This window comes from Streptosporangium sp. NPDC050284 (genome assembly GCF_044459525.1).
In the GTDB taxonomy this organism is placed as follows: Bacteria; Actinomycetota; Actinomycetes; order Streptosporangiales; family Streptosporangiaceae; genus Streptosporangium.
The window spans coordinates 393,846-412,249 of sequence record NZ_JBITIZ010000003.1 but is presented as its reverse complement, the minus strand read 5'-3'; the positions used below and the strand labels follow the sequence as shown (position 1 = coordinate 412,249).

At 71.0% G+C, this 18,404-nt stretch carries 14 protein-coding genes; 8 read left to right on the top strand and 6 right to left on the bottom strand.

The window, feature by feature from the left end; translation table 11 throughout:
* Positions 1-80: 80 nt before the first annotated feature.
* Genes ACIBH4_RS09450 through ACIBH4_RS09440 form a run of 3 tightly spaced genes read right to left on the bottom strand, consistent with a single transcriptional unit; the run spans position 81 to position 3,408 of the window.
* Positions 81-1,193, bottom strand: coding sequence for an ABC transporter permease (locus ACIBH4_RS09450; protein ID WP_362762903.1), 1,113 nt, complete (start codon positions 1,191-1,193; stop codon positions 81-83).
* On the bottom strand, positions 1,190-2,737 hold the full coding sequence (locus tag ACIBH4_RS09445) for a sugar ABC transporter ATP-binding protein (protein WP_362762905.1): 1,548 nt from the start codon (positions 2,735-2,737) through the stop codon (positions 1,190-1,192). The genes ACIBH4_RS09450 and ACIBH4_RS09445 overlap by 4 nt, the downstream gene beginning before the upstream one ends.
* Entirely contained in the window at positions 2,734-3,408 is a 675-nt protein-coding gene (locus ACIBH4_RS09440) for a DUF2291 domain-containing protein (RefSeq protein ID WP_362503123.1), read from the bottom strand. The genes ACIBH4_RS09445 and ACIBH4_RS09440 overlap by 4 nt, the downstream gene beginning before the upstream one ends.
* A 608-nt stretch (positions 3,409-4,016) precedes the next feature.
* Between ACIBH4_RS09440 and ACIBH4_RS09435 the strand changes: the two genes are divergently transcribed.
* The 3 genes from ACIBH4_RS09435 (at position 4,017) to ACIBH4_RS09425 (ending at position 7,090) form a co-directional block, all read left to right on the top strand.
* Positions 4,017-4,922 carry a hypothetical protein gene (locus tag ACIBH4_RS09435; RefSeq protein WP_362762908.1) on the top strand — a complete coding sequence of 302 codons (906 nt, stop codon included), beginning with the start codon at positions 4,017-4,019 and terminating at the stop codon, positions 4,920-4,922.
* 13 nt (positions 4,923-4,935) lie between these two features.
* A complete protein-coding gene (locus tag ACIBH4_RS09430) occupies positions 4,936-5,793 on the top strand; it encodes a class F sortase (RefSeq protein ID WP_362503118.1) in 858 nt (285 codons plus the stop codon).
* Positions 5,794-5,944: 151 nt separating this feature from the next.
* Positions 5,945-7,090 (top strand): acetyl-CoA C-acetyltransferase, encoded by a 1,146-nt coding sequence (locus tag ACIBH4_RS09425; RefSeq protein ID WP_362503115.1) that lies wholly within the window; start codon positions 5,945-5,947, stop codon positions 7,088-7,090.
* Between the two features lie 112 nt (positions 7,091-7,202).
* Here ACIBH4_RS09425 and ACIBH4_RS09420 read toward each other — a convergent pair whose 3' ends face one another.
* Together ACIBH4_RS09420 and ACIBH4_RS09415 are read right to left on the bottom strand one after the other, a co-directional pair.
* A complete protein-coding gene (locus ACIBH4_RS09420) occupies positions 7,203-7,394 on the bottom strand; it encodes a hypothetical protein (protein ID WP_362762909.1) in 192 nt (63 codons plus the stop codon).
* Positions 7,395-7,659: 265 nt separating this feature from the next.
* Positions 7,660-8,391 (bottom strand): methyltransferase, encoded by a 732-nt coding sequence (locus ACIBH4_RS09415; protein ID WP_362762912.1) that lies wholly within the window; start codon positions 8,389-8,391, stop codon positions 7,660-7,662.
* Positions 8,392-8,779: 388 nt separating this feature from the next.
* Here ACIBH4_RS09415 and ACIBH4_RS09410 point away from each other — a divergent pair, with 388 nt between their 5' ends.
* The 3 genes from ACIBH4_RS09410 (at position 8,780) to ACIBH4_RS09400 (ending at position 12,540) form a co-directional block, all read left to right on the top strand.
* Positions 8,780-10,867, top strand: coding sequence for an NB-ARC domain-containing protein (locus ACIBH4_RS09410; protein WP_362503106.1), 2,088 nt, complete (start codon positions 8,780-8,782; stop codon positions 10,865-10,867).
* 199 nt (positions 10,868-11,066) lie between these two features.
* Entirely contained in the window at positions 11,067-11,645 is a 579-nt protein-coding gene (locus ACIBH4_RS09405) for a sigma-70 family RNA polymerase sigma factor (RefSeq protein WP_362503103.1), read from the top strand.
* Positions 11,632-12,540 carry a hypothetical protein gene (locus ACIBH4_RS09400; RefSeq protein WP_362503100.1) on the top strand — a complete coding sequence of 303 codons (909 nt, stop codon included), beginning with the start codon at positions 11,632-11,634 and terminating at the stop codon, positions 12,538-12,540. The genes ACIBH4_RS09405 and ACIBH4_RS09400 overlap by 14 nt, the downstream gene beginning before the upstream one ends.
* Here ACIBH4_RS09400 and ACIBH4_RS09395 read toward each other — a convergent pair.
* Entirely contained in the window at positions 12,529-13,548 is a 1,020-nt protein-coding gene (locus ACIBH4_RS09395) for an adenosine deaminase (protein WP_362503097.1), read from the bottom strand. The genes ACIBH4_RS09400 and ACIBH4_RS09395 overlap by 12 nt on opposite strands.
* A 528-nt stretch (positions 13,549-14,076) precedes the next feature.
* Between ACIBH4_RS09395 and ACIBH4_RS09390 the strand changes: the two genes are divergently transcribed.
* On the top strand, positions 14,077-16,194 hold the full coding sequence (locus tag ACIBH4_RS09390; RefSeq protein WP_362503094.1) for an AAA family ATPase: 2,118 nt from the start codon (positions 14,077-14,079) through the stop codon (positions 16,192-16,194).
* The gene (locus ACIBH4_RS09385; RefSeq protein WP_362762915.1) at positions 16,191-18,230 is read left to right on the top strand and encodes an NB-ARC domain-containing protein; all 2,040 of its coding nucleotides are present in this window, start codon (positions 16,191-16,193) and stop codon (positions 18,228-18,230) included. The genes ACIBH4_RS09390 and ACIBH4_RS09385 overlap by 4 nt, the downstream gene beginning before the upstream one ends.
* Positions 18,231-18,404 lie beyond the last annotated feature (174 nt).

The following is an 18,404-nucleotide window of genomic DNA, read 5'->3' as shown; positions in this document are numbered from 1 at the left end:
GAATCACCGGGGAGCCAAGGAGGGGCCAAGATCGGCGCCGATCCCGCTCGGGGCTCCCGAGATCGGGTGAGCTCGGCGGATCAGCCCGCTCGTCTGTCGGCGGCCATCGCCGACACGGTGGCCCCGCGCCGTTGGATCCGCTGTTGCTCCCGGTCCAGAATCACGGCGAGAACGAGCACGACCCCCTTCACGATGATCTGCCAGAACGTCGACACGCCCACGAGCACCATGCCGTCGGAGAGGAGGCCGATGGTGAAGGCTCCGATGAGGGTGCCTCGCACCGTGCCGCGCCCGCCGCTCAGCGCGGCGCCGCCGAGGATCACCGCGGTGATCGCGTTGAGCTCGTACATCTCACCGGCGAGCGGTGCCGCCGAGGTGAGCTCCGAGGCGATGATCAGGCCCGCGAGCGCGGCGCAGGCGCCGGAGATCACGTACACGGCCGTCTTGACGCACCTGATCGGGACCCCGGAGAGCTCCGCGGCACGCTCGTTGCCGCCCACGGCGTACAGCCATCGCCCGAACGGCGTCCTGCCGAGCACGAGCGTGACGGCGACGGCGAGGAAGATCATGATCCACAGGCTCGTCGGGAGGCCGAGCGCGCGCCCGTTGCCGAGAACGTGGAAGCCGGTGTTGCCGAGCCGCGGGTCGCCGTCCAGATCGGGGTAGGTCGAGCCATTGGAGATCAGCAGCGCGATTCCCCGCGCCACGTACAGCATGCCGAACGTCGCGATGAACGGCGCCACGTCGAAGCGGGTGATGACGATGCCGTTCACCAGGCCGACGAGCATGCCGACCGTGACGCAGAGCACGATCACACCCCACACGGGCGGGTAGGCGACCACGTCGGCGAACCCGAGGCCGAGCCCTCCGAGCAACTCGCCGGCGACGACGCCGGAGAGCCCGGCGATCGAGCCCACCGACAGGTCGATGCCGCCCTTGACGATGACGAGCAGCATGCCGAGCGCGATGATCGCGGTGATCGCGACATGCTTGGTCATCATGACGAGGTTCGGCACCGTGAGGAAGGAGTCGGACAGCAGGCCGAAGACCGCCACCACGACCGCGAGCGCGATGAGCGCCCGTAACTCGAACAGGTTGTTCACCAGCGACAAGCGACGTGCCTCGGCCGTGACCGCCTCGGGCGGGGAGTGGTCCGGGGACTCCGACGTGGAAGACGTTTCCCGAGACGTCACTCCGCCGTCTCCTCGCCCGTGTCGACGGCGGCGCCGTCCGACACCCTCATCAGCTCCTCCCTGGCCGTCTCGCCGCGCCGGAACTCACCGGCGAGGACGCCGCGGGCGAGCACCAGCAACCGGTCGGGGACGCGCAGGGCCTCCTCGGCGTCCGACGTGGTGAAGACGACGGCCAGGCCGCGCTCCGCGTGTGCCGCCAGGAGCTCGAAGATCTCAGCCCTGACATCGGTGCCGACGCCGCGCGAGGGCTCGTCCAGCAGGAGTACCCGGGGGGCGGTCAGCAGAGCCCTGCCGATGATCACCTTCTGCTGGTCGCCGCCGCTCAGGGACGCGACGGCCGCCCGCGCGTCCTCCCTCCCGACGTCGATGTCGGTGATCATCCGGTTGACGACCTCCCGTTCGCGGGCACGGGAGACGAACAACCGGTGGACGAAGGTGCCCAGCCGGGCCAGGGAGAGGTTCTCCCCGACCGACATCGTCGGGACGAGGCCGTCGCGCCACCGGTTCTCGGGGACCAGGACCACGCCCTGGGCGATGCGGTCGCGGATCCCCGCGTGTTCCAGCGGGACGCCACCGAGCAGGATCTCGCCCGACTGCGAGGGGATCAGGCCGGCGAGCGCCTCCAGCAACTCGGTGCGGCCGGAGCCCGTCAGGCCGTAGATCCCCACGATCTCGCCCTCCCTGACGGTGAGGGAGAGGTCGTCGATCGCGAGACGGCCGGGATTGGCCGGGTCGGCCACCACGAGGCCGCGCAGGCTCAGCACCTCCTGCCCGCTGACCGGCGCGTGGTACGGGAAAAGGTCGTCCCGGTCGCGGTCGGTCATGTGCTCCAGGAGCCACCGGACGGAGACGCTCTCGGCGTTCGCCGTGGCGACGAGTCGCCCGTCACGCAGGACGACGACGTCGTCGGCGATCTTCAACGCCTCCTCCAGGTGCGAGGAGACGTAGACGACCGCCACCCCGTTCGCGGTCAGCTCCTTGATGACCCGGAACAGGACCTCGATCTCAGGGGTGGTGAGGGCCGAGGTGGGCTCGTCCATGATCAGAACTCGGGCCTCCTGGAGGAGCGCCCGCGCGATCTCGACGATCTGCTGCTCGCCCGGCATCAGGTCGCCGACAGGCAGGTCGGGATCCGGATACTCCTTCAGGCTGTGGAGAATCGCCGTGGTGGTGGCCCGCTGGGACGAGCGGTCGATCACCCACGCCCCTCCGCAGATCTCCCTGGCCAGGAAGAGATTGTCCTGGATGCTCAGGTTGGGGCAGAGACTGAGCCCCTGGTGGACGATCGAGACGCCCTGGTCGGCCGCCTCACGGGGCGACGCGAACCTGACGGGCTCGCCGTCGAGCTCGACATGGCCGGAGGTGGGGTGCTCGCTCCCGGACAGGATCCTCATCAGGGTCGACTTGCCGGCCCCGTTCTCGCCGAACAGCGCGGTCACCCGGCCGGCGGCGACGTCGAAGTCGACTCCCTTGAGCGCGGGCGTGTCCCCGTAGAGCTTGGTGACGTCGCGGGCGCTCAGGACGGTGGCGACGGAGGTCTTCACGAGACCTCCTTGATCGAGACCGGGGTGATGGTCACGACGGAGGGGGTGAGGAAGCTGAAGGCCCCGACGAAGGAGATCTTCCTGCCCTTCAGCCGCGGTGCGTCCAGGTGCCTGAGCAGCCTCTCCCGCACCTGGTTGTTCAGCGCGGTGGCGGCGTCGGCGTACTCCACCTGGTTGAGGAACTGTCCGAAGGTGATGAATCCGACCGCGTCCCGCAGCGCCGTGCCATCGATGACCGGACCGACCTGCAGCGACACCCGGGTGCCCGGGGGCAGCCCCGGTACGGTCACGGGCATCAGCCCGGACCTCACCGCCCCGGCCGTGCCGGTGCCCTTGACCGTGAAGGTGTAGGGGCCGTTGCCCTGCCGGACGCCGTACAGCTTCCCGGCCCCCTCCGCGTCGGTGGTCATCGCCTTCACCAGTACGGGCAGTTCGACGGCCTTCCTCCTGATCACGGGCACGACCATGGCCTCGTAGGTCCGTGCTCCGTACGCGGCCGCGTCGAACGGGCCGGGACCCGAGGCCGCGACCGACTCCACCGAGCGGTACCGCGTGCTGAGCCCGACGGCGACCAGGACGGCCACCGCGAGGGCGAGGGCGACCCATCTCGTCGGGATCCGCCGACGGGACACCTGCCCGCGACGCGCCCGCGGTGCGACCGGGGTGCTCATCTCAATCCTTCCGGTGGGGAGAAGAACTCGGGGAGATCACTGATCCGTCCGCTCCTCTCCGAACGGGAGCCGGTCGATTCGCCGGATGCTGTTCCAGCCCGCCCCGCGCGGGGCGCGGGGCGGTAGGGGTCGATGATCGCCGTGTCCGAATTGATGGAATATTTCCGCACCCCAAGAGGTGATTCCGGGCGTCCGAATTGGATCTCCCGCAGGTTCCAGCCTGCCCGATGACGCTCCACGGATGGTGATCTTCAGGCCTGATATCACCAGTCTTGACCTGGTCTTTTCTGTATATCCAGCCGCTGATTGCCGATGCCGGACCGCCGTCCCATCGGATGGCCGGGTGCGAGGCAGGTGTCTCGGTCGGACCCCGGGAGGCTTCTTCGCCCCCGTCCGGCACCTGGTAGGCGCCCGTCCGATCCCCCGTCGGGCGCTTTACCCATGTACGGTGTCGTTTGCTGTGGGATAGATGGGAATTTGTGTCCGTTTAGCCGACTTGCTCGCGTGTCCCGGTCTCTGTTCGTAGGATCTATGCCGAACCTTGACCACAATCTGTAAGCCTTGGACGGCCGGTGCGCCGACCGATCGATCTGGAACGGGGAGAAACCGTGCTGAAGTCCAGGACGCGGCTGCGTGTCGCGGCCAAGACAGCCGTGATCGCTACGGTGGGCGCGGGCGTCTTCGGTGCGTTCCCCGCGCTCGCCTCCATGTACGCCGCTCCCAAACCGGTCGCCTACACCTGCACGCTCGCCGGTGCGGTGACACCGTCGGCGACGCACACGTTCCAGATGGAGTTGACCGGCCCGACGTCGGCGGTGACGAACGCCCCCCTCGTGGCGACCTGGAAGATCGGCCAGCCGGCCACCATCCCCACCCTCACCCCGTCCGCGCCCGCACCGGCGGGCGCGAGCCTCATCGCCGACGCGGAGGTGCGGATCAGTGCGAGTCCCACCGGAGTTCTGGCGCTCCCCACCGAGCTCCGCCAGGTCCTGGTCACCGCCGCGCCCCCCGTCGCCGGGCAGGCGATCACCGCGCCTCCCGTCCTCGTCACGGTGACCCCCCTCGCGACGGGTGTCGTCGCCTTCGAGCCCGGCGCGTTCACCCTGCTCCTCAAGACCGGCGCCGGGACGGGCACCGCGGACGAGGTCGAACTGCTCGACTGCAACCTTCCCGACGCCGCCCAGGCGTCCGCCGCCGCGCTGCGGGTGACCGTGGGAACGGGCTCTCCCAGCCCTTCGGCGAGTCCGTCGGCGACCCCTTCGCCGTCGGCGACCCCTTCGGCCACCCCGACGACCCCCAGGCCGACGCTCACCGTCACCCGGACCCAGACCGCCGAGCCGTCCTCCGATCCCAACGAGCAGATCGACGAGACTCCCAAGGGCGCCGCCTCCACCGGCGGCGGCGGCGACGCCGGCCCCGACGCTCGGATGATCATGTTCAGCGGTGTGCTGATGGTGGCGCTCGCCGGGATCGGCGGGCTCGTGCTGCGACGTCGCACCGTCGGTCGCGGCTGATCGGGGTGGCCGGATGACCACCCCACCTCCGGGCGGCTGGCCGCCCTCCGGGCATTCTCAGGGGCCGGTTCCCCACTATCGGCCGGTTCCTCCCGTCCAGCCGCCGTACCCGCAGCCCGGCCCCCCTCCGTACGGCTCGCCGTACGAGGGATGGCCGCCCGGACAGGAGCCTCTCGCCGGCGGACGGATGATGCGGTCGGTGCTCATCCTGGCCGGGATCGCCGGGGTGGTCACGGTGCTGGTGGGCCTGCTCTACATGCTGGCCGCGCCCGAGGAGTACGGCCTGGCCGACCAGCGCACCACGCTGCCGCCCCGCGACCTGGCCGCGGCGCCGGCGAACCCCTACTTCCAGGCGCCACCGACCGTGCCGCCGCCCCTGCCCAGCCTGCCCGCGGCACCGGCCATGCAGCCCTCGTCCCCGGTGCGCCTCGTCATCCCGCGGCTCGGGGTCAACGCGCCGGTGAAGTCCGTCGGGCTCGACAAGGAGGGCGCCATCGAGGTGCCGCCGGTCGGCGACCCGAACCTGGTCGGCTGGTACCGCTCGGGCCCCACTCCCGGTGAGGCGGGCCCCGCTGTGATGCTCGGGCACAAGGACACGCGCGCCGGAAGCGCGGTGTTCAGCCGTCTCGACGAGATCCGCAACGGCGACGTCATCGAGGTGCACCGCAAGGACGGGATCATCGCCGTCTACACCGTGGGCGGGCTGGAGCAGGCGGAGAAGGCGGTGTTCCCGACGGAGCGGGTGTACGGCCGGTCGTCGACCCCTCAGCTGCACCTGATCACGTGCGGCGGCACCTACAACCGCGCGACCGGTCACTACACCGACAACGTCATCGCCTACGCGACCATGACGAGCAGCAGGAGAGCCTGAGCGGGCCCCTTCCCCTGTGCCGAAAGGTGCGGCCTCGCTGTCGCGCGGGCGGTTCCCGTTCAGGGCACGGACGAAGGTTCTGTTGTAACCTCCTATCAACCGAATGTTGCTCGGTTTCGTAGGCGGCTCGGGTTCGCGAGCAGGAGGCACTGTGGCAGAGGCGTACATCGTCGGGGCGGTCCGCACCCCCGTCGGCAAGAAGAAGGGCGGTCTGTCCACCGTCCATCCCACCGATCTGGCCGCGCACACCCTCGGCGCGCTCATCGAGCGTACGGGCGTCGACCCGTCCGCGGTCGAAGACGTGATCATGGGCTGTGTCATGCAGTTCGGCCCGCAGAGCATGGACATCGCGCGCAACGCGTGGCTGTCGGCGGGCCTCCCGGAGAACGTCGCCGGTGTGACCATCGACCGGCAGTGCGGCTCCTCCCAGCAGTCGATCCACTTCGCGGCACAGGGCGTGCTCTCCGGCACCCAGGACCTCGTCGTGGCGGCCGGGGTGGAATCCATGAGCATCGTCCCCATGGGGTCGAGCATCACCGCCGCCCTGGAGAAGGGCATGCCCTTCCCCTTCGGGGACAAGTGGGTGGAGCGCTACGGCAAGCAGGAGATCTCCCAGTTCCGCGGCGCGGAGCTCATGTGCCAGAAGTGGGGCCTCAAGCGCGAGGAACTGGAGCGGTTCGCGTACGAGAGCCACCAGCGGGCCTCGAAGGCCATCGCGAACGGCTGTTTCAAGGACCAGATCGCTCCGATCAACGGTGTCGAGGACGACGAGGGCCCGCGCCCGGACACCACGCTGGAGAAGATGGCGTCGCTGAAGACGCTGAAGGAGGACGGCGTGATCACGGCCGCCACCTCCTCGCAGATCTCCGACGGCTCGGGAGCGCTCCTGATCGCCTCCGAGCAGGCCGTCCGCGACCACGACCTCACCCCCAGGGCGCGCATCGTCACCCTCGCGCTCACCGGCGACGACCCGGTCTACATGCTGACCGCGCCGATCCCCGCGACGCGGAAGGCGCTGAAGAAGGCCGGCCTGTCCATCGAGGACATCGACGTCACCGAGATCAACGAGGCGTTCGCCCCCGTCCCGCTGGCGTGGATCAACGACCTGGGCGCCGACCCGGCCAAGGTGAACCCGAACGGCGGCGCCATCGCCCTGGGCCACCCGCTGGGCGGCACCGGCGCGATCCTGATGACCAAGCTCCTGCACGAGCTGGAGCGGACCGGCGGCCGGTACGGGTTGCAGACGATGTGCGAGGGCGGCGGCCAGGCCAACGTCACGATCATCGAGCGTCTGTGACGACCTGGTTCACCGAAGGGGCGTCCGTGGGGCGCCCATGAGGTCCGGGGAAAGCCCCGGTCCCGGGAGGGAACCTCCCGGGACCGGGGCTTTTCTCGAAAGGGCCCGCGGGTCAGCGGCCACCCTTGCCCGGGATCCGGCGCGGCTGCCGGGTCGGCCTCGTCGGCATCGGAGGCAGCGGCATGTACCGCGGAGCCGCGGGCACGACGTGCTCGGGGAGCGGGGTGCGAGGCTTGGGAGTTTTGGCGGTCTTGGACTTCCCGCCACGCTTCTGGGCGACCTTCTGGGCAGGATGAATTCGCATATGAGGACTCCTCGAAGAATGTGACGACGCGGCGCGATCCCGGGTCGGACAACTCAGCTGCCACGTCGGACGAACGGGGCCAGAGGGCTGAGTGCGGGCGGATCAGCGAAGGCTGATCGACGCCGGCTCTTAGGAGTTGATCCACATGCGGACGAACATACGGTGCTGTCGCCGAGGCGTGCAACCCATTAAAAACCGCGTGCGGTGCCGCCCCGGAAGTCCGGGAGCGGCACCGCACGGGATCGCGGGCTGTTCGAGCGGGGGGTTACTTGGGAACGCGGGCGACGCAGAAGACGGTCTGTCCGAACGGCGGGCGGACGAAGCGCTCGATGAAACGGGTGAGGGGCACCACCGTACGGTCGTAGATCTTGACCAGGCGGGGGTCGGGGTAGCCGACGCCTCCGCGGCGGACGGCGGCCCACCAGGCGATGCCGCCCAGGAAGTTGATCGGCTTGAGCACGTCGATGTCCAGGCCCGCCTTGGAGACCGTGTTGCGCAGGGTGGCGGGGGTGTAGCGGGTGACGTGGCCGACCTTGCGGTCGAAGTCTCCGTACAGCTGCATGTAGCCGGGCACCCAGATCACGATCCGGCCGCCGGGGAGGGTGACTTTGGCGAGCGAGCGCAGGGCCTCGACGTCGTCCTCGATGTGCTCCAGGACGTTCATCATCACGACGGTGTCGACCTTCTCGCCGATCGGGATCTCGGTCGGCAGGCCGAACTGGAGCACGTCGATGTCGTCGCGGCCTTCGAAACGCTTCCGCAGCTGTTCCACGCAGTATGGGTCGAAATCGCTGACCACCAGCCGGTCGAGGCGGGGCAGGAAGGACTCGGCGAAGTGGCCAAGCCCGGAGCCGATCTCCAGCATGGACCGGCCCACGTGCGGGGCGACCATGTCGAGCTCGTACTGCCGGTAGTTCTTGGCCTCGTCCCCACCCAGGTGGTTCTCCAGGGCCTCGTCACCGGCCGCGGGTTGCACTACGCGGTCATACCCAGACATGCGGTTCCGTCCAGCTCGCTTACGGAAAGGCCGGGGCGAGGCCACGGCCAGGGACAGCCAGAGTCTAGTGGCGCTTCCCCCGCGGCGACCCCCTAAACGCTTCACGGCCGGTGCCACGGCCCCGTGACGAGCGATCTTTCGCGGCGAGAATCGGCGCCGTCGGCGGAGGACGGCAGGCCCGGCCTCACCTAGATTACCGGCTCCGCCGAATCGGCCATAAAGCACCAGCATTTCCGCGCTTCACGTCGAACGGGGGAAGTTCGACCTCGACCCGGCGGTGAGATTTGCACCGAAGAACAAAGAAACCCTCCTGGGAAATGGGCGGCCGACCCGTTCGTGATTTGGAAACGGTGCGATTCCCGGTGAGTGGAGAAAGGAGCGCGAATCAATGGAACAGACCCAGTGGTGGCGCGGGAACCTGCCCGCGGAGACGAATGACTTCATCGGCAGGGAAGGCGAGGTACGGCGGCTGCTGAAACTCCTGGCCGACACTCCGCTGGTCACGGTCACCGGCGTCGGCGGCATCGGCAAATCACGAATCGCGGTCAGGGCCGCGCGGGAGCGGCAGGAACACCACCCGGACGGCACCTGGCTGGTGGAGCTCTCCGGCGAGCGCGACGGCGATCTGCTCGCCCACACGGTCGCGGCGGTCCTGGGCCTTCCCGAGCGGTCCGCGCGGCCACAGGCCGAGACGCTCGTCGAGTTCCTCGCCGGCAGGAGACTCCTGCTGATCCTCGACGCCTGCGAGCATCTCCTGCCCGCCTGCCGCGCCCTCGTCAGGGAGATCCTGGCGGGGGCGCCCGGCGTACGGGTCGTCACCACCTCCCGTCGGCCACTCGGGTTGCCGCAGGAGGCGCTGCTCCCCGTCGGGCCCTTCGAGGCACCCGTCCCCGGGGCGTCCGTCCGATGGGCGGAAGGCGCCGTCTCGGAAGGCGCGGGGGCGGACGACGCGTTGCGGCTCTTTCTCGACCGGGCCAGAAGCGTGGTTCCCGGCCTGGAGACGACCGAGGCCGGTGTGGCGGCCGCGGCCAGGATCTGCCGGCGGCTGGACGGCGTGCCGCTCGCCGTCGAGCTGGCCGCCGGATGGCTGGGATCCCTGCCGGTGGAGTGGCTCGCCGATCACCTGGAGGACCACTTCGAAGTCCCCCACGGCAGGACACCGGCCCCCCGCCACCGGATCGTGCGCGCCGCGATCAGCTGGAGCCACGAGCTTTGCGACCCGCGGGAACGCCTGCTCTGGGCGAGGCTCTCGGTCTTCGCGGGAGGCTTCGACACGGCCGCCGCCGAGTGGGTGTGCGGCGACGACCTGCTGGGCGGCGTACCGGACCTGCTGGAGAGCCTGGAGCGGAGGTTCCTCCTGGTCCCCGTGCCCGGAGGCTACCGGCAGCCCTCCACGGTGAGGGAGTACGGCAGGGAACGGCTCGCCCTGCTCGGCGAGGAGGCCCGGCTGACGCGGCGGCACCGCTACCACTACCTCGACCTGGCGCGCAGGGCCGAGGCCGACTGGTACGGCCCCGGGCAGGAGGAGTGGGCGGCGAGGCTCGCCTTCTCCATGACCGAGCTCCGCCTCGCCCTCGACCCCGCCTCCCCGACCTCCGTCGAACTCGCGGGAACGCTCTGGATCCTCTGGTTCTGCCTGGGACGGCTGAACGAGGGCCGCCACCACATGGCGAGGGCGATCGAGGCGGCCCCCGTCACCGATCCCGGGCTGCCCAGGCTCCTGTGGGCCGACGGCTGCGTGGCCATCGCCCAGGGCGAGCCGGAGGTGGGCCGCCGCCGCGCGGAGGCGGCGCTGTCGGCGGCCCTCGACTGGGGCGACTACGCGGCGGCCGGGCACGCCCAGCTCAGGCTGGCCAGCAGCTCCCTGTGCGCCGGCGCCCTGGAGGACGTCGAGCCCCGCGTCGAGCTCGTACGCGAGTACTTCCGCCGCGCGGAGGCCGCCACCGTGAGCGAGCCCTTCGCCCTGGTGACCGCGGCGACGGCGGTCACCTGGCGTGGAGAGTTCGCCAGGGCCGTCTCCGTGCTCAAGGAGGCGCAGCGGCTCTGCGACGCGCGCGGCGAGCGCTGGGCCCGCGCCTGTGGCGACTACGTCCTGTCCATCGCGCAGCTGGGTCTTGGACGGGTGGACGAGGCCGCGGAGGCCGCCCGGCAGTCGCTCGACGTCAAGTGGCGCCTGCGTGACGCCACGGGCGTGGCGCTCGCGGTCGACCAGCTCGCGGTGATCGCCGCGGTCGAGGGCGACGGCCGGCGTACGGCGAGGCTCCAGGGAGCGGGGGTACGGCTGGGGGCCACCTTCGGGCTCCAGGGGTTCGGCTCCGAGGGCATGTCCGAGCCGAGGACCGTCGCCGAGCGGACGGCCAGGCAGCTGCTCGGAGACGAGACCTACGACGCGGTCTTCGCCGAGGGCTACGAGGCCGACCCGGACGAGGCCGTCGCCTATGCCCTCCACAGAAAGGTCCTCCGAGAAGTCCTGTGAAAGGTCCTGCGAGAGATCCTCGCGCCGGCGTCTTCCGCCTCTCTCGGACACCGCGCCCTCCGGATGTCCTCCGAACCCGAAAAGGTCACCCTCGGCGCATCCTCCGAATCCAAAGGGAGCCCTCCGGCGGACGGGATCACGGTCTCGCCCCCGAGCGAGGGGTTTCACGAAGGGACGGGGGCTTTCGCGAAGGGCTGGTATGCGGTGGAATCTCTCCCAAACATTCGCGAAGGAGCCCCCGACGGACGACGATGAGGCGATCACCCGATCGCTCGCCGGTGACCTGGACGCCTACGAGGTGCTGGTCGCCCGTTACAGCGTGCTCGCGCACCGCACCGCGGCCATGCTCGGGGCCGCCGACGAGGCCGAGGACGTGGTCCAGGAGGCGTTCGTCAAGGCGTACCGTCACCTCGTCTCCTTTCGCAGGGACGCGCACTTCCGCCCCTGGCTGCTGCGGATCGTGGCCAACGAGACGCACAACCTGACCCGCTCCCGTGGACGCCGCGACAGGCTGACCGTGCGGCTCACCGAGGTCGTTTCCCTGCCGGGCGAGGGACCCGAGGAGGCGGCGGTCGCGACCGACCTGAGGGCGCGACTCCTCGACGCGGTGCGTACGCTGCCCGAACGGGAACGCGAGACCGTGGTCTGCCGGTACTTCCTACAGCTGTCGGAGGCCGAGACCGCCCAGGTGCTCGATCTTCCCATCGGTACCGTCAAGTCGCGGACCTCCCGCGGCCTGGCCCGTCTGCGTGAGGAGGTGGCCCGTGACCTCACCTGACGACCTCGAAGCCCGGCTCCTCGCCCTCGGGGAGTCCATCGACGTCCCCTCCCCGCCCCCGGACGACGTCGCGCGGGCCGTACGAGCCCGTCTCCGATCACAGCTCGCCCCCGCCACGCCGGCACCGGACTCCGGGACGCCCACTCCCGAGGCGCCCACCGCTCCTGCAAGCCCTGCTCCCGAGGCGCCCGCCGTTCCCGGAGGCCCTGTTCCCAGAGACCCCGTTCCCGAGACGCGAACCCCCGAGGCGCCCGCCGTTCCCGGAGGTCCCCGCGTGCTCCGGCGCGCGTGGGAGGCGCTGCGAGACGGCGGGCGGGTACGGCGGCGGGCGGTGGTCGCCGCCGTCGCGATCCTCACGGCCCTCCTCCTGGGGGCGACACCCGCGGGAAGGGCCGCGGTCGCGGAGATCCTGCGCTTCGCGGGGGTCGAACTCAGGGTCGGCGGTCCCGGGCCGCTGCCGTCCGGGGTGCCCCAGCCGCTGCCCGGCGAGCGCCGGGTCACCATGGAACAGGCGAGGGAACAGGTGGCGTTCCCCATCTCCGTCCCGGCCGCGCTCGGCGATCCCGCCGAGGTGAGGGTGAGCGACGGAGGCCGGGTGGTGTCGCTGTTCTGGCCCGGCCTCAGGCTGGACGAGTACGACGGTAGCCTCCACCTCGTCTTCAGAAAGGAACTGGGCCCGCCCTGGCCGGAGGAGACCGGTGTGGGTGGGGTGAAGGCGGAGTGGATCCCGGCCCACCACGGCCTGACCTACCTGCCCAGGAGCGGAGGAGAGGCCGAGATCCGTCCCCGTTCGGCGGGACCCACTCTCATCTGGCAGCGAGGGCGGGTCGGCCTGCGCCTGGAGGGCGTCGGGGAGCTCGGCCGCGCACAGGAGATCGCCCGTTCAGTCCGATGACGCCAGCCAGTCGTCGATCCCCTGGAGGAGCTTCTTGCGCACGTCGTCCGGGGCCGCCGAAGCCCTCACCGACTGGCGGGCCAGCTCGGCCAGCTCCGGGTCGGAGAAGCCGTACATCTGCCTGGCGAGCTCGTACTGGGGCAGCAGCCTGGCACCGAACAGCAGTGGGTCGTCGGCGCCCAGCGCGATCGGCACCCCCGCCTCGAACAGGCGCCGTAGCGGTACGTCCTCGGCGCGCTCGGCCACCCCGAGGCCGACGTTGGACGTCGGGCAGACCTCGCACGTGATCCCTCGGGCCGCGAGGCGCTCCATGAGCCTCGGCGACTCGGCCGCCCGCACCCCGTGCCCGACCCGGTCGGCGTCCAGCACGTCGACGCACTCGGCAACGCTGGCCGCGCCCAGCAGCTCCCCGCCGTGCGGCACGGCGAGCAGCCCGGCGCGCTTGGCCAGCCGGAAGGCTCCGTCGAAGTCGCGGGCCCGGCCGCGTCGCTCGTCGTTGGAGAGCCCGAACCCGACCACGCCCTCGTCCATGTGGTGCGTGGCGAGGCGCGCGAGGGTCTTGGCGTCGAGAGGGTGGCGGGTACGGTTGGCGGCCACCACGACGGCGATCCCTATCCCCGCGTGGTCCGCCGCCCTGCGTGTCGCGTCGAGCATCAGTTCCATCGCCGAGGTGAGACCGCCGAACTTCGACGCGTACCCCGACGGGTCGATCTGGATCTCCAGCCAGCCCGATCCGTCGGCGGCCTCGTCCTCGGCGGCCTCGCGCAGCAACCGGTAGACGTCGCTCTCCCGCTGCAGCACCGAGCGCGCGATGTCGTACAGCCGCTGGAAGCGGAACCAGCCTCGCTCGTCGGTCGCGCGCAGCCGGGGCGGCCAGTCCTCCTCAAGCGCGTTGGGAAGGTGTAACCCGTGCTCGCGGGCGAGCTCGACGAGGGTCGAGTGACGCATGGAGCCGGTGAAGTGCAGGTGCAGGTGCGCCTTGGGCAGTTCGCTGAGGGGACGTGGCATTTCAATATGGTGCCGTACCTTCGGGGGCGCCGATCGACGGCTCCGATGTTTTTGGCGCAATCTAACGGTCCGTTCACGTCCCGGGAGGGCGGAGGACGCGGAGGCCGGACCGGTGAACGGGGAGAGCCGCCTCGTCCGTTCACGTCTCGGGGAGGGCGGAGGACGGCCTCGCGGAAGCCCGGGGGAGGGCGGTGAGCTCGACGTGGGCGGCGGGCCGGGTACGCTCACGCTCGTGTGGACGGAGCGCGGGGGCCTCGCCGTCGAGATCGTCATGGGCACCGCGCATGCGGGTAGGCCCGCTGAACAGGGCCGGAACCCCGCTCGCCTTTCCCGACATTTCCCGCGAGTTTCCCCGATTGGTTATTTATAGGGTTTTAGGTGTTATTTCGGGCAGGCGTTGTGGGGGCACGGCACACCCGCCCATATCCCATCCCCCGTTATATCGAGGAAATTTAGGAAACGGGCTTTCAGCGGACCATGTCGCCGTGCGACCGTGGAGGCACACATTGTCAGGACGCTGGGGCTGCCATGGAAGCGGATGTCTTCGTCGGCAGGGAGACAGAACTCGCAGACGTATCCGCACTGCTCGAAAGGGTCCGGCACGTCACGTTGACCGGTCCCGCGGGGGTCGGGAAGACCTGTCTCGCCCTGCGGCTCGCCCGCACCCTCGAACCCGCGTTCCCCGGCGGTGTCCACATCGTGGAGCTGTCGGAGGCGCCCGCCGACCTCGACTCCCTGACCGAGACGCTCGCGGACGCGATCGGCGCCCGCCGCGGGCCGGACACCCCCGCGCTGCGGACCCTGGTGGACGAGTTCCTCACGCGCCGGACCCTGCTCGTCCTCGACACCTGTGACCGCGTCGTCGGCACGACGGGCATCCTGGTCGGCCTGCTGTTGCGCTCGGTCGAGGGACTGCGCGTCCTGACCACCAGCAGACAGCGGCTCGGCCTGCCCGGCGAGCACCTCTACCCGGTCGGTGGCCTGCCGGACGCCGACGCCGTCCAGCTGATCACCGCCCTCGCCGGTGACAGGTTCGGCGGCACGGATCCGGCCGAGCTCTGCAAACGCCTCGACAACCTGCCGCTCGCGATCCGGCTCGCCGTGGCCGAGGGCACCCCCGGTGGTCTCGGCACCCTCGACGGGCTCGCCGCCACCCTCGACGGCCGCCCGATCTCCACCGCGGGGATCACCGCCTTCGACGGCCACGTCACCTCCCCGGACGAGCTCGCCGCGTCCCTCGAAGGCCGTACGGTCCCCACGGCCGAACGCGAGATCCACGCCGTCGGATTCGGCGCCGCCCCGCCCGCGCGGGCCGCCGTTCCCCGGCGGCACAGCTCCATGCGCGTCGCCCTCGGCTGGAGCCACGAACTCTGCACCCCGCAGGAGCGCCTGCTGTGGGCGCGGGCCTCGGTTTTCGCGGGCACCTTCGACATCGAGGCCGCCGAGGAGGTCTGCGCCGGCGGCGCCCTCGCGGCCAAGGACGTCCTCGACGGCCTGCTCGGCCTGCTCGACAAATCGGTCCTCGTCCGCGAGGAGGGCGAGGGCGGGGTCCGCTACCGCCTGCTCAACACCGTCCGCGAGTTCGGGGTGGTCTGGCTCGACCGGCTCGGCGAGACCGACGAGGTCCAGCGCCGCCACCGCGACCACTTCCTCGCCCTGTCCGCCCGCGCCGAGATGAGCTGGCAGGGCCGCCAGCTTGAGTGGTACCGCAGGCTGGTCCTCGAATGCGGCAACATGCGTGGCGCCATCGAATACTGCTACTCCCGGCCACCGGAATACCGTAAGGGCCTCGACCTCGTCGGCAACCTGTGGTTCCTGTGGGCGTGCTGCGGCATGCAGGCACCCGGTGACGACCTCCTCCAGCGCGGCCTCGACCTCGATCACACCCCCAGCCCCGAGCGGGTCAAGGCACTCTGGGTGCACGCCTGGGTCTCGATCCAGCGAGGCGACCTCGAACGCGCAGAACGCATCCTCACCGAATGCGCCGCCGAGGACGCCGACGGCTACGCCACGGCCTACGTCAGCCAGTTCCAGGCCCACCTGGCCGTGGTCAAGGGCGATGTGGTCGAGGCCCTGAGGCTCATCAAGCACGCCAGGGTGCGCCACCGCTCCACCGGCAACGTCTTCCCCGGCTTCCTGCCCACCTACACCGTGGTCGCCACCGCGATGATGCTCGCCGACCACCATGAGCAGGCCGTCTCCGTCCTGCGCGAGGGACGCGACCTCTGCGAGTCCTGCGGCGACTACTGGACCCTCATCCGCCTGGACCTCCTCCTTGCCCAGGCCGAGCACTCCCTGGGCAACACCGTCTCAGCGATCGATTCCGCCTGCGGCTCCCTGCGCGGGGCCCGCCTGTTCGGCGACAGCATCTCCTTGATGGAGGCACTGGAGGTGTTCGTCGTGATCGCCGAGGCGTGCGCCGACGACACCTTCGCCGCCACCATGTTCGGAGCCTCCCGCGCCGCGTGGAGGAGCGCCGACGTGCCGCCCAGCCGTTCACCCATGATCGCGACGCAGCTGCGCGCGACCGAGCTGAGGCTGCGGGGGCGCATGGGCAGGACGGAGTTCGAGCGACTGGAGGCGCGGGGAAGTTCGATCAGCCTGCGTGACGCCGTGGAACACGCACTCCAGAGGGAGCTTTCTTGACGCGCTGCGGCAACCTGCCGGCCGAGATGAACAGTTTCGTCGGCCGCACCACCGAGCTCGACGAGATCGCGAAACTCCTCACCCGGACGCGCCTGCTCACCCTGCGCGGCCCCGGGGGCGTCGGCAAGACGCGTCTGGCCCTGCGGGCCGCGAGAAACGTCCGTGACGACTACCCCGACGGCGTCTGGGTGGCCGAGCTCTCCGCCGAGACCGACGGCGACCTGCTCATCCACGGCGTCGCCGGACTCTTCGGCCTGCACACCCCGGCCGAACGTCCCGCCCTGGACTCCCTCGTCGAGCATCTCACCGACCGGCGGCTCCTCATCGTCCTCGACACCTGCGAGCACCTGGTCGACTCCTGTGCCGCCCTGGTCGTGGCCCTCCTGACCGGCGCGCCCGACGTTCAGATCATCGTGACCAGCCGCCAGGAGCTCGGCCTGCCGCTGGAGGTCGTCATGCTCGTCGAACCCTTCCCCGTCCCCCCGCCCGAGACCGCCGACCTCGCGGACCACGACGCGCCGAGCCTCTTCCTCGACCGCGCCAGGGCCGTGGCCCCCGGATTCCGTACGGACGAGCGGGCCATGATGGCCGTCGCCAGGCTCTGCCGCAGGCTCGACGGCATGCCCCTCGCCATCGAGCTGGCCGCGAGCCAGATGCGCGGCCTCTCGGCGACCCAGCTCGCCGACCAGCTCGACGTCCACTTCAAGCCGCTGACCGACGGCGAAGGGCTCCCCATCCGCCACCACACGCTCCGCACCGCCGCCGGCTGGAGCCACGAGCTGTGCACCCCCGCCGAACGTCTGCTCTGGGCCCGCCTGTCGGTCTTCCCCGCGGCGTTCGACTCCGAGGCGGCGCGCGGCGTGTGCGAGGACGAGCGCCTGCCCGACGTCCCCGGCGCGCTCGCCGCGCTCGCGGCCAAATCCGTCGTCGCCCGCGTGGGTGACCGCTACCGCCTGCTTGACACCATCAGGGACTACGGGCGGGACTGGCTCGACGAGCTGGGCGAAGGCGCCCTGATGATCCGCAGGCATCGCGATCACTACCTGTCCACCGCCCGGCGCATGGGCGCCGAATGGTACGGCCCGCGCCAGCTCGAATGGACCTGCTGGGCGCACAGGGAACTGCCCAACATCCGCGCGGCCCTCGACCGCTGTCTCGGCGCGGGCGACCACCGCGGCGCTCTGGAGCTGGCGGGAGCCCTGTGGGTGCTCTGGTGCCGTCTGGGGTTCGTCAGGGAGGGCCGCCGCTATCTCGACCGCGCCCTGGCCGCCGTCCCCGCCCCCGACAGGGCGAGGTCCAGGCCGCTCTGGGTCGTCGCTCATCTCGCGCTCATCCAGGGCAACATGTCCCTGGCGCGCGACCGGGCGGAGGAGGCCGTCGAGAGCGCCCGGCGCTACGGTGACGGCGACGCCGAGGCACACGCCCTTCTCGCCCTCGCGCAAACCCGCCTGTTCACCGGCGACCTGGATCGAGAGGACGCGCGGGCGTACGCGCTGCGTGTGGCCGACGGGCTGGACCCCACCTCGCCGGGAACGTTCTTCCTGCCCTCCTTCCTCGCCCTGGCCGCCACGTTCCGCGGCGACTTCGACGAGGCGGTGAGGACCCTGCGCGAGGCGCGGCCGGGCCACGAGGCGCGAGGGGAGCTGTCACAGCGCGCCATGGACGACTACGTCCTCTCCCTCGCCCTTTTCGGCCGGGGTGACCTCGCGGAGGCCTCAGCGGCGGCCAGGGCCTCCCTGGAGGTCAAACGACGGCTGCGGGACACGGTCGGCAGTGCTCTCGCCATCGACCAGCTCGCCAGGATCGCCGCCACCGAGGGCGACGGCGGACGCGCGGCCTGGCTCCTGGGGGCCGCGCGACGTATCTGGACCACCTTCGGCCCCCCCGGCACCGAGGCCCACACCATGGCCGCGCTCCGCGAGGCCGCAGGGGCCCGGGCCACGTGCCTGATCGGCGAGACCGCCTACGCGCGGGTCTTCGACGAGGGCTCGGCCGCCCACTTCGAGGCCGCCGTGGCCTACGCCCTGCGGGACTGAGCCCCGCCCGGCGCGTACGGAGGCCGTGTTCGACCAGCGGGGGAGCCGTCCTGATCGGCGGCCCCTGCGGGAAACCTCGCGCTCGGCGGGGAAGCGGTCGCGCCCGGCGGGCCTGCCGGGGAACCTCGCGCCCGGCGAGCCCGGCAGGGAGGCCGTTCTTATCGGCGGGCCCTG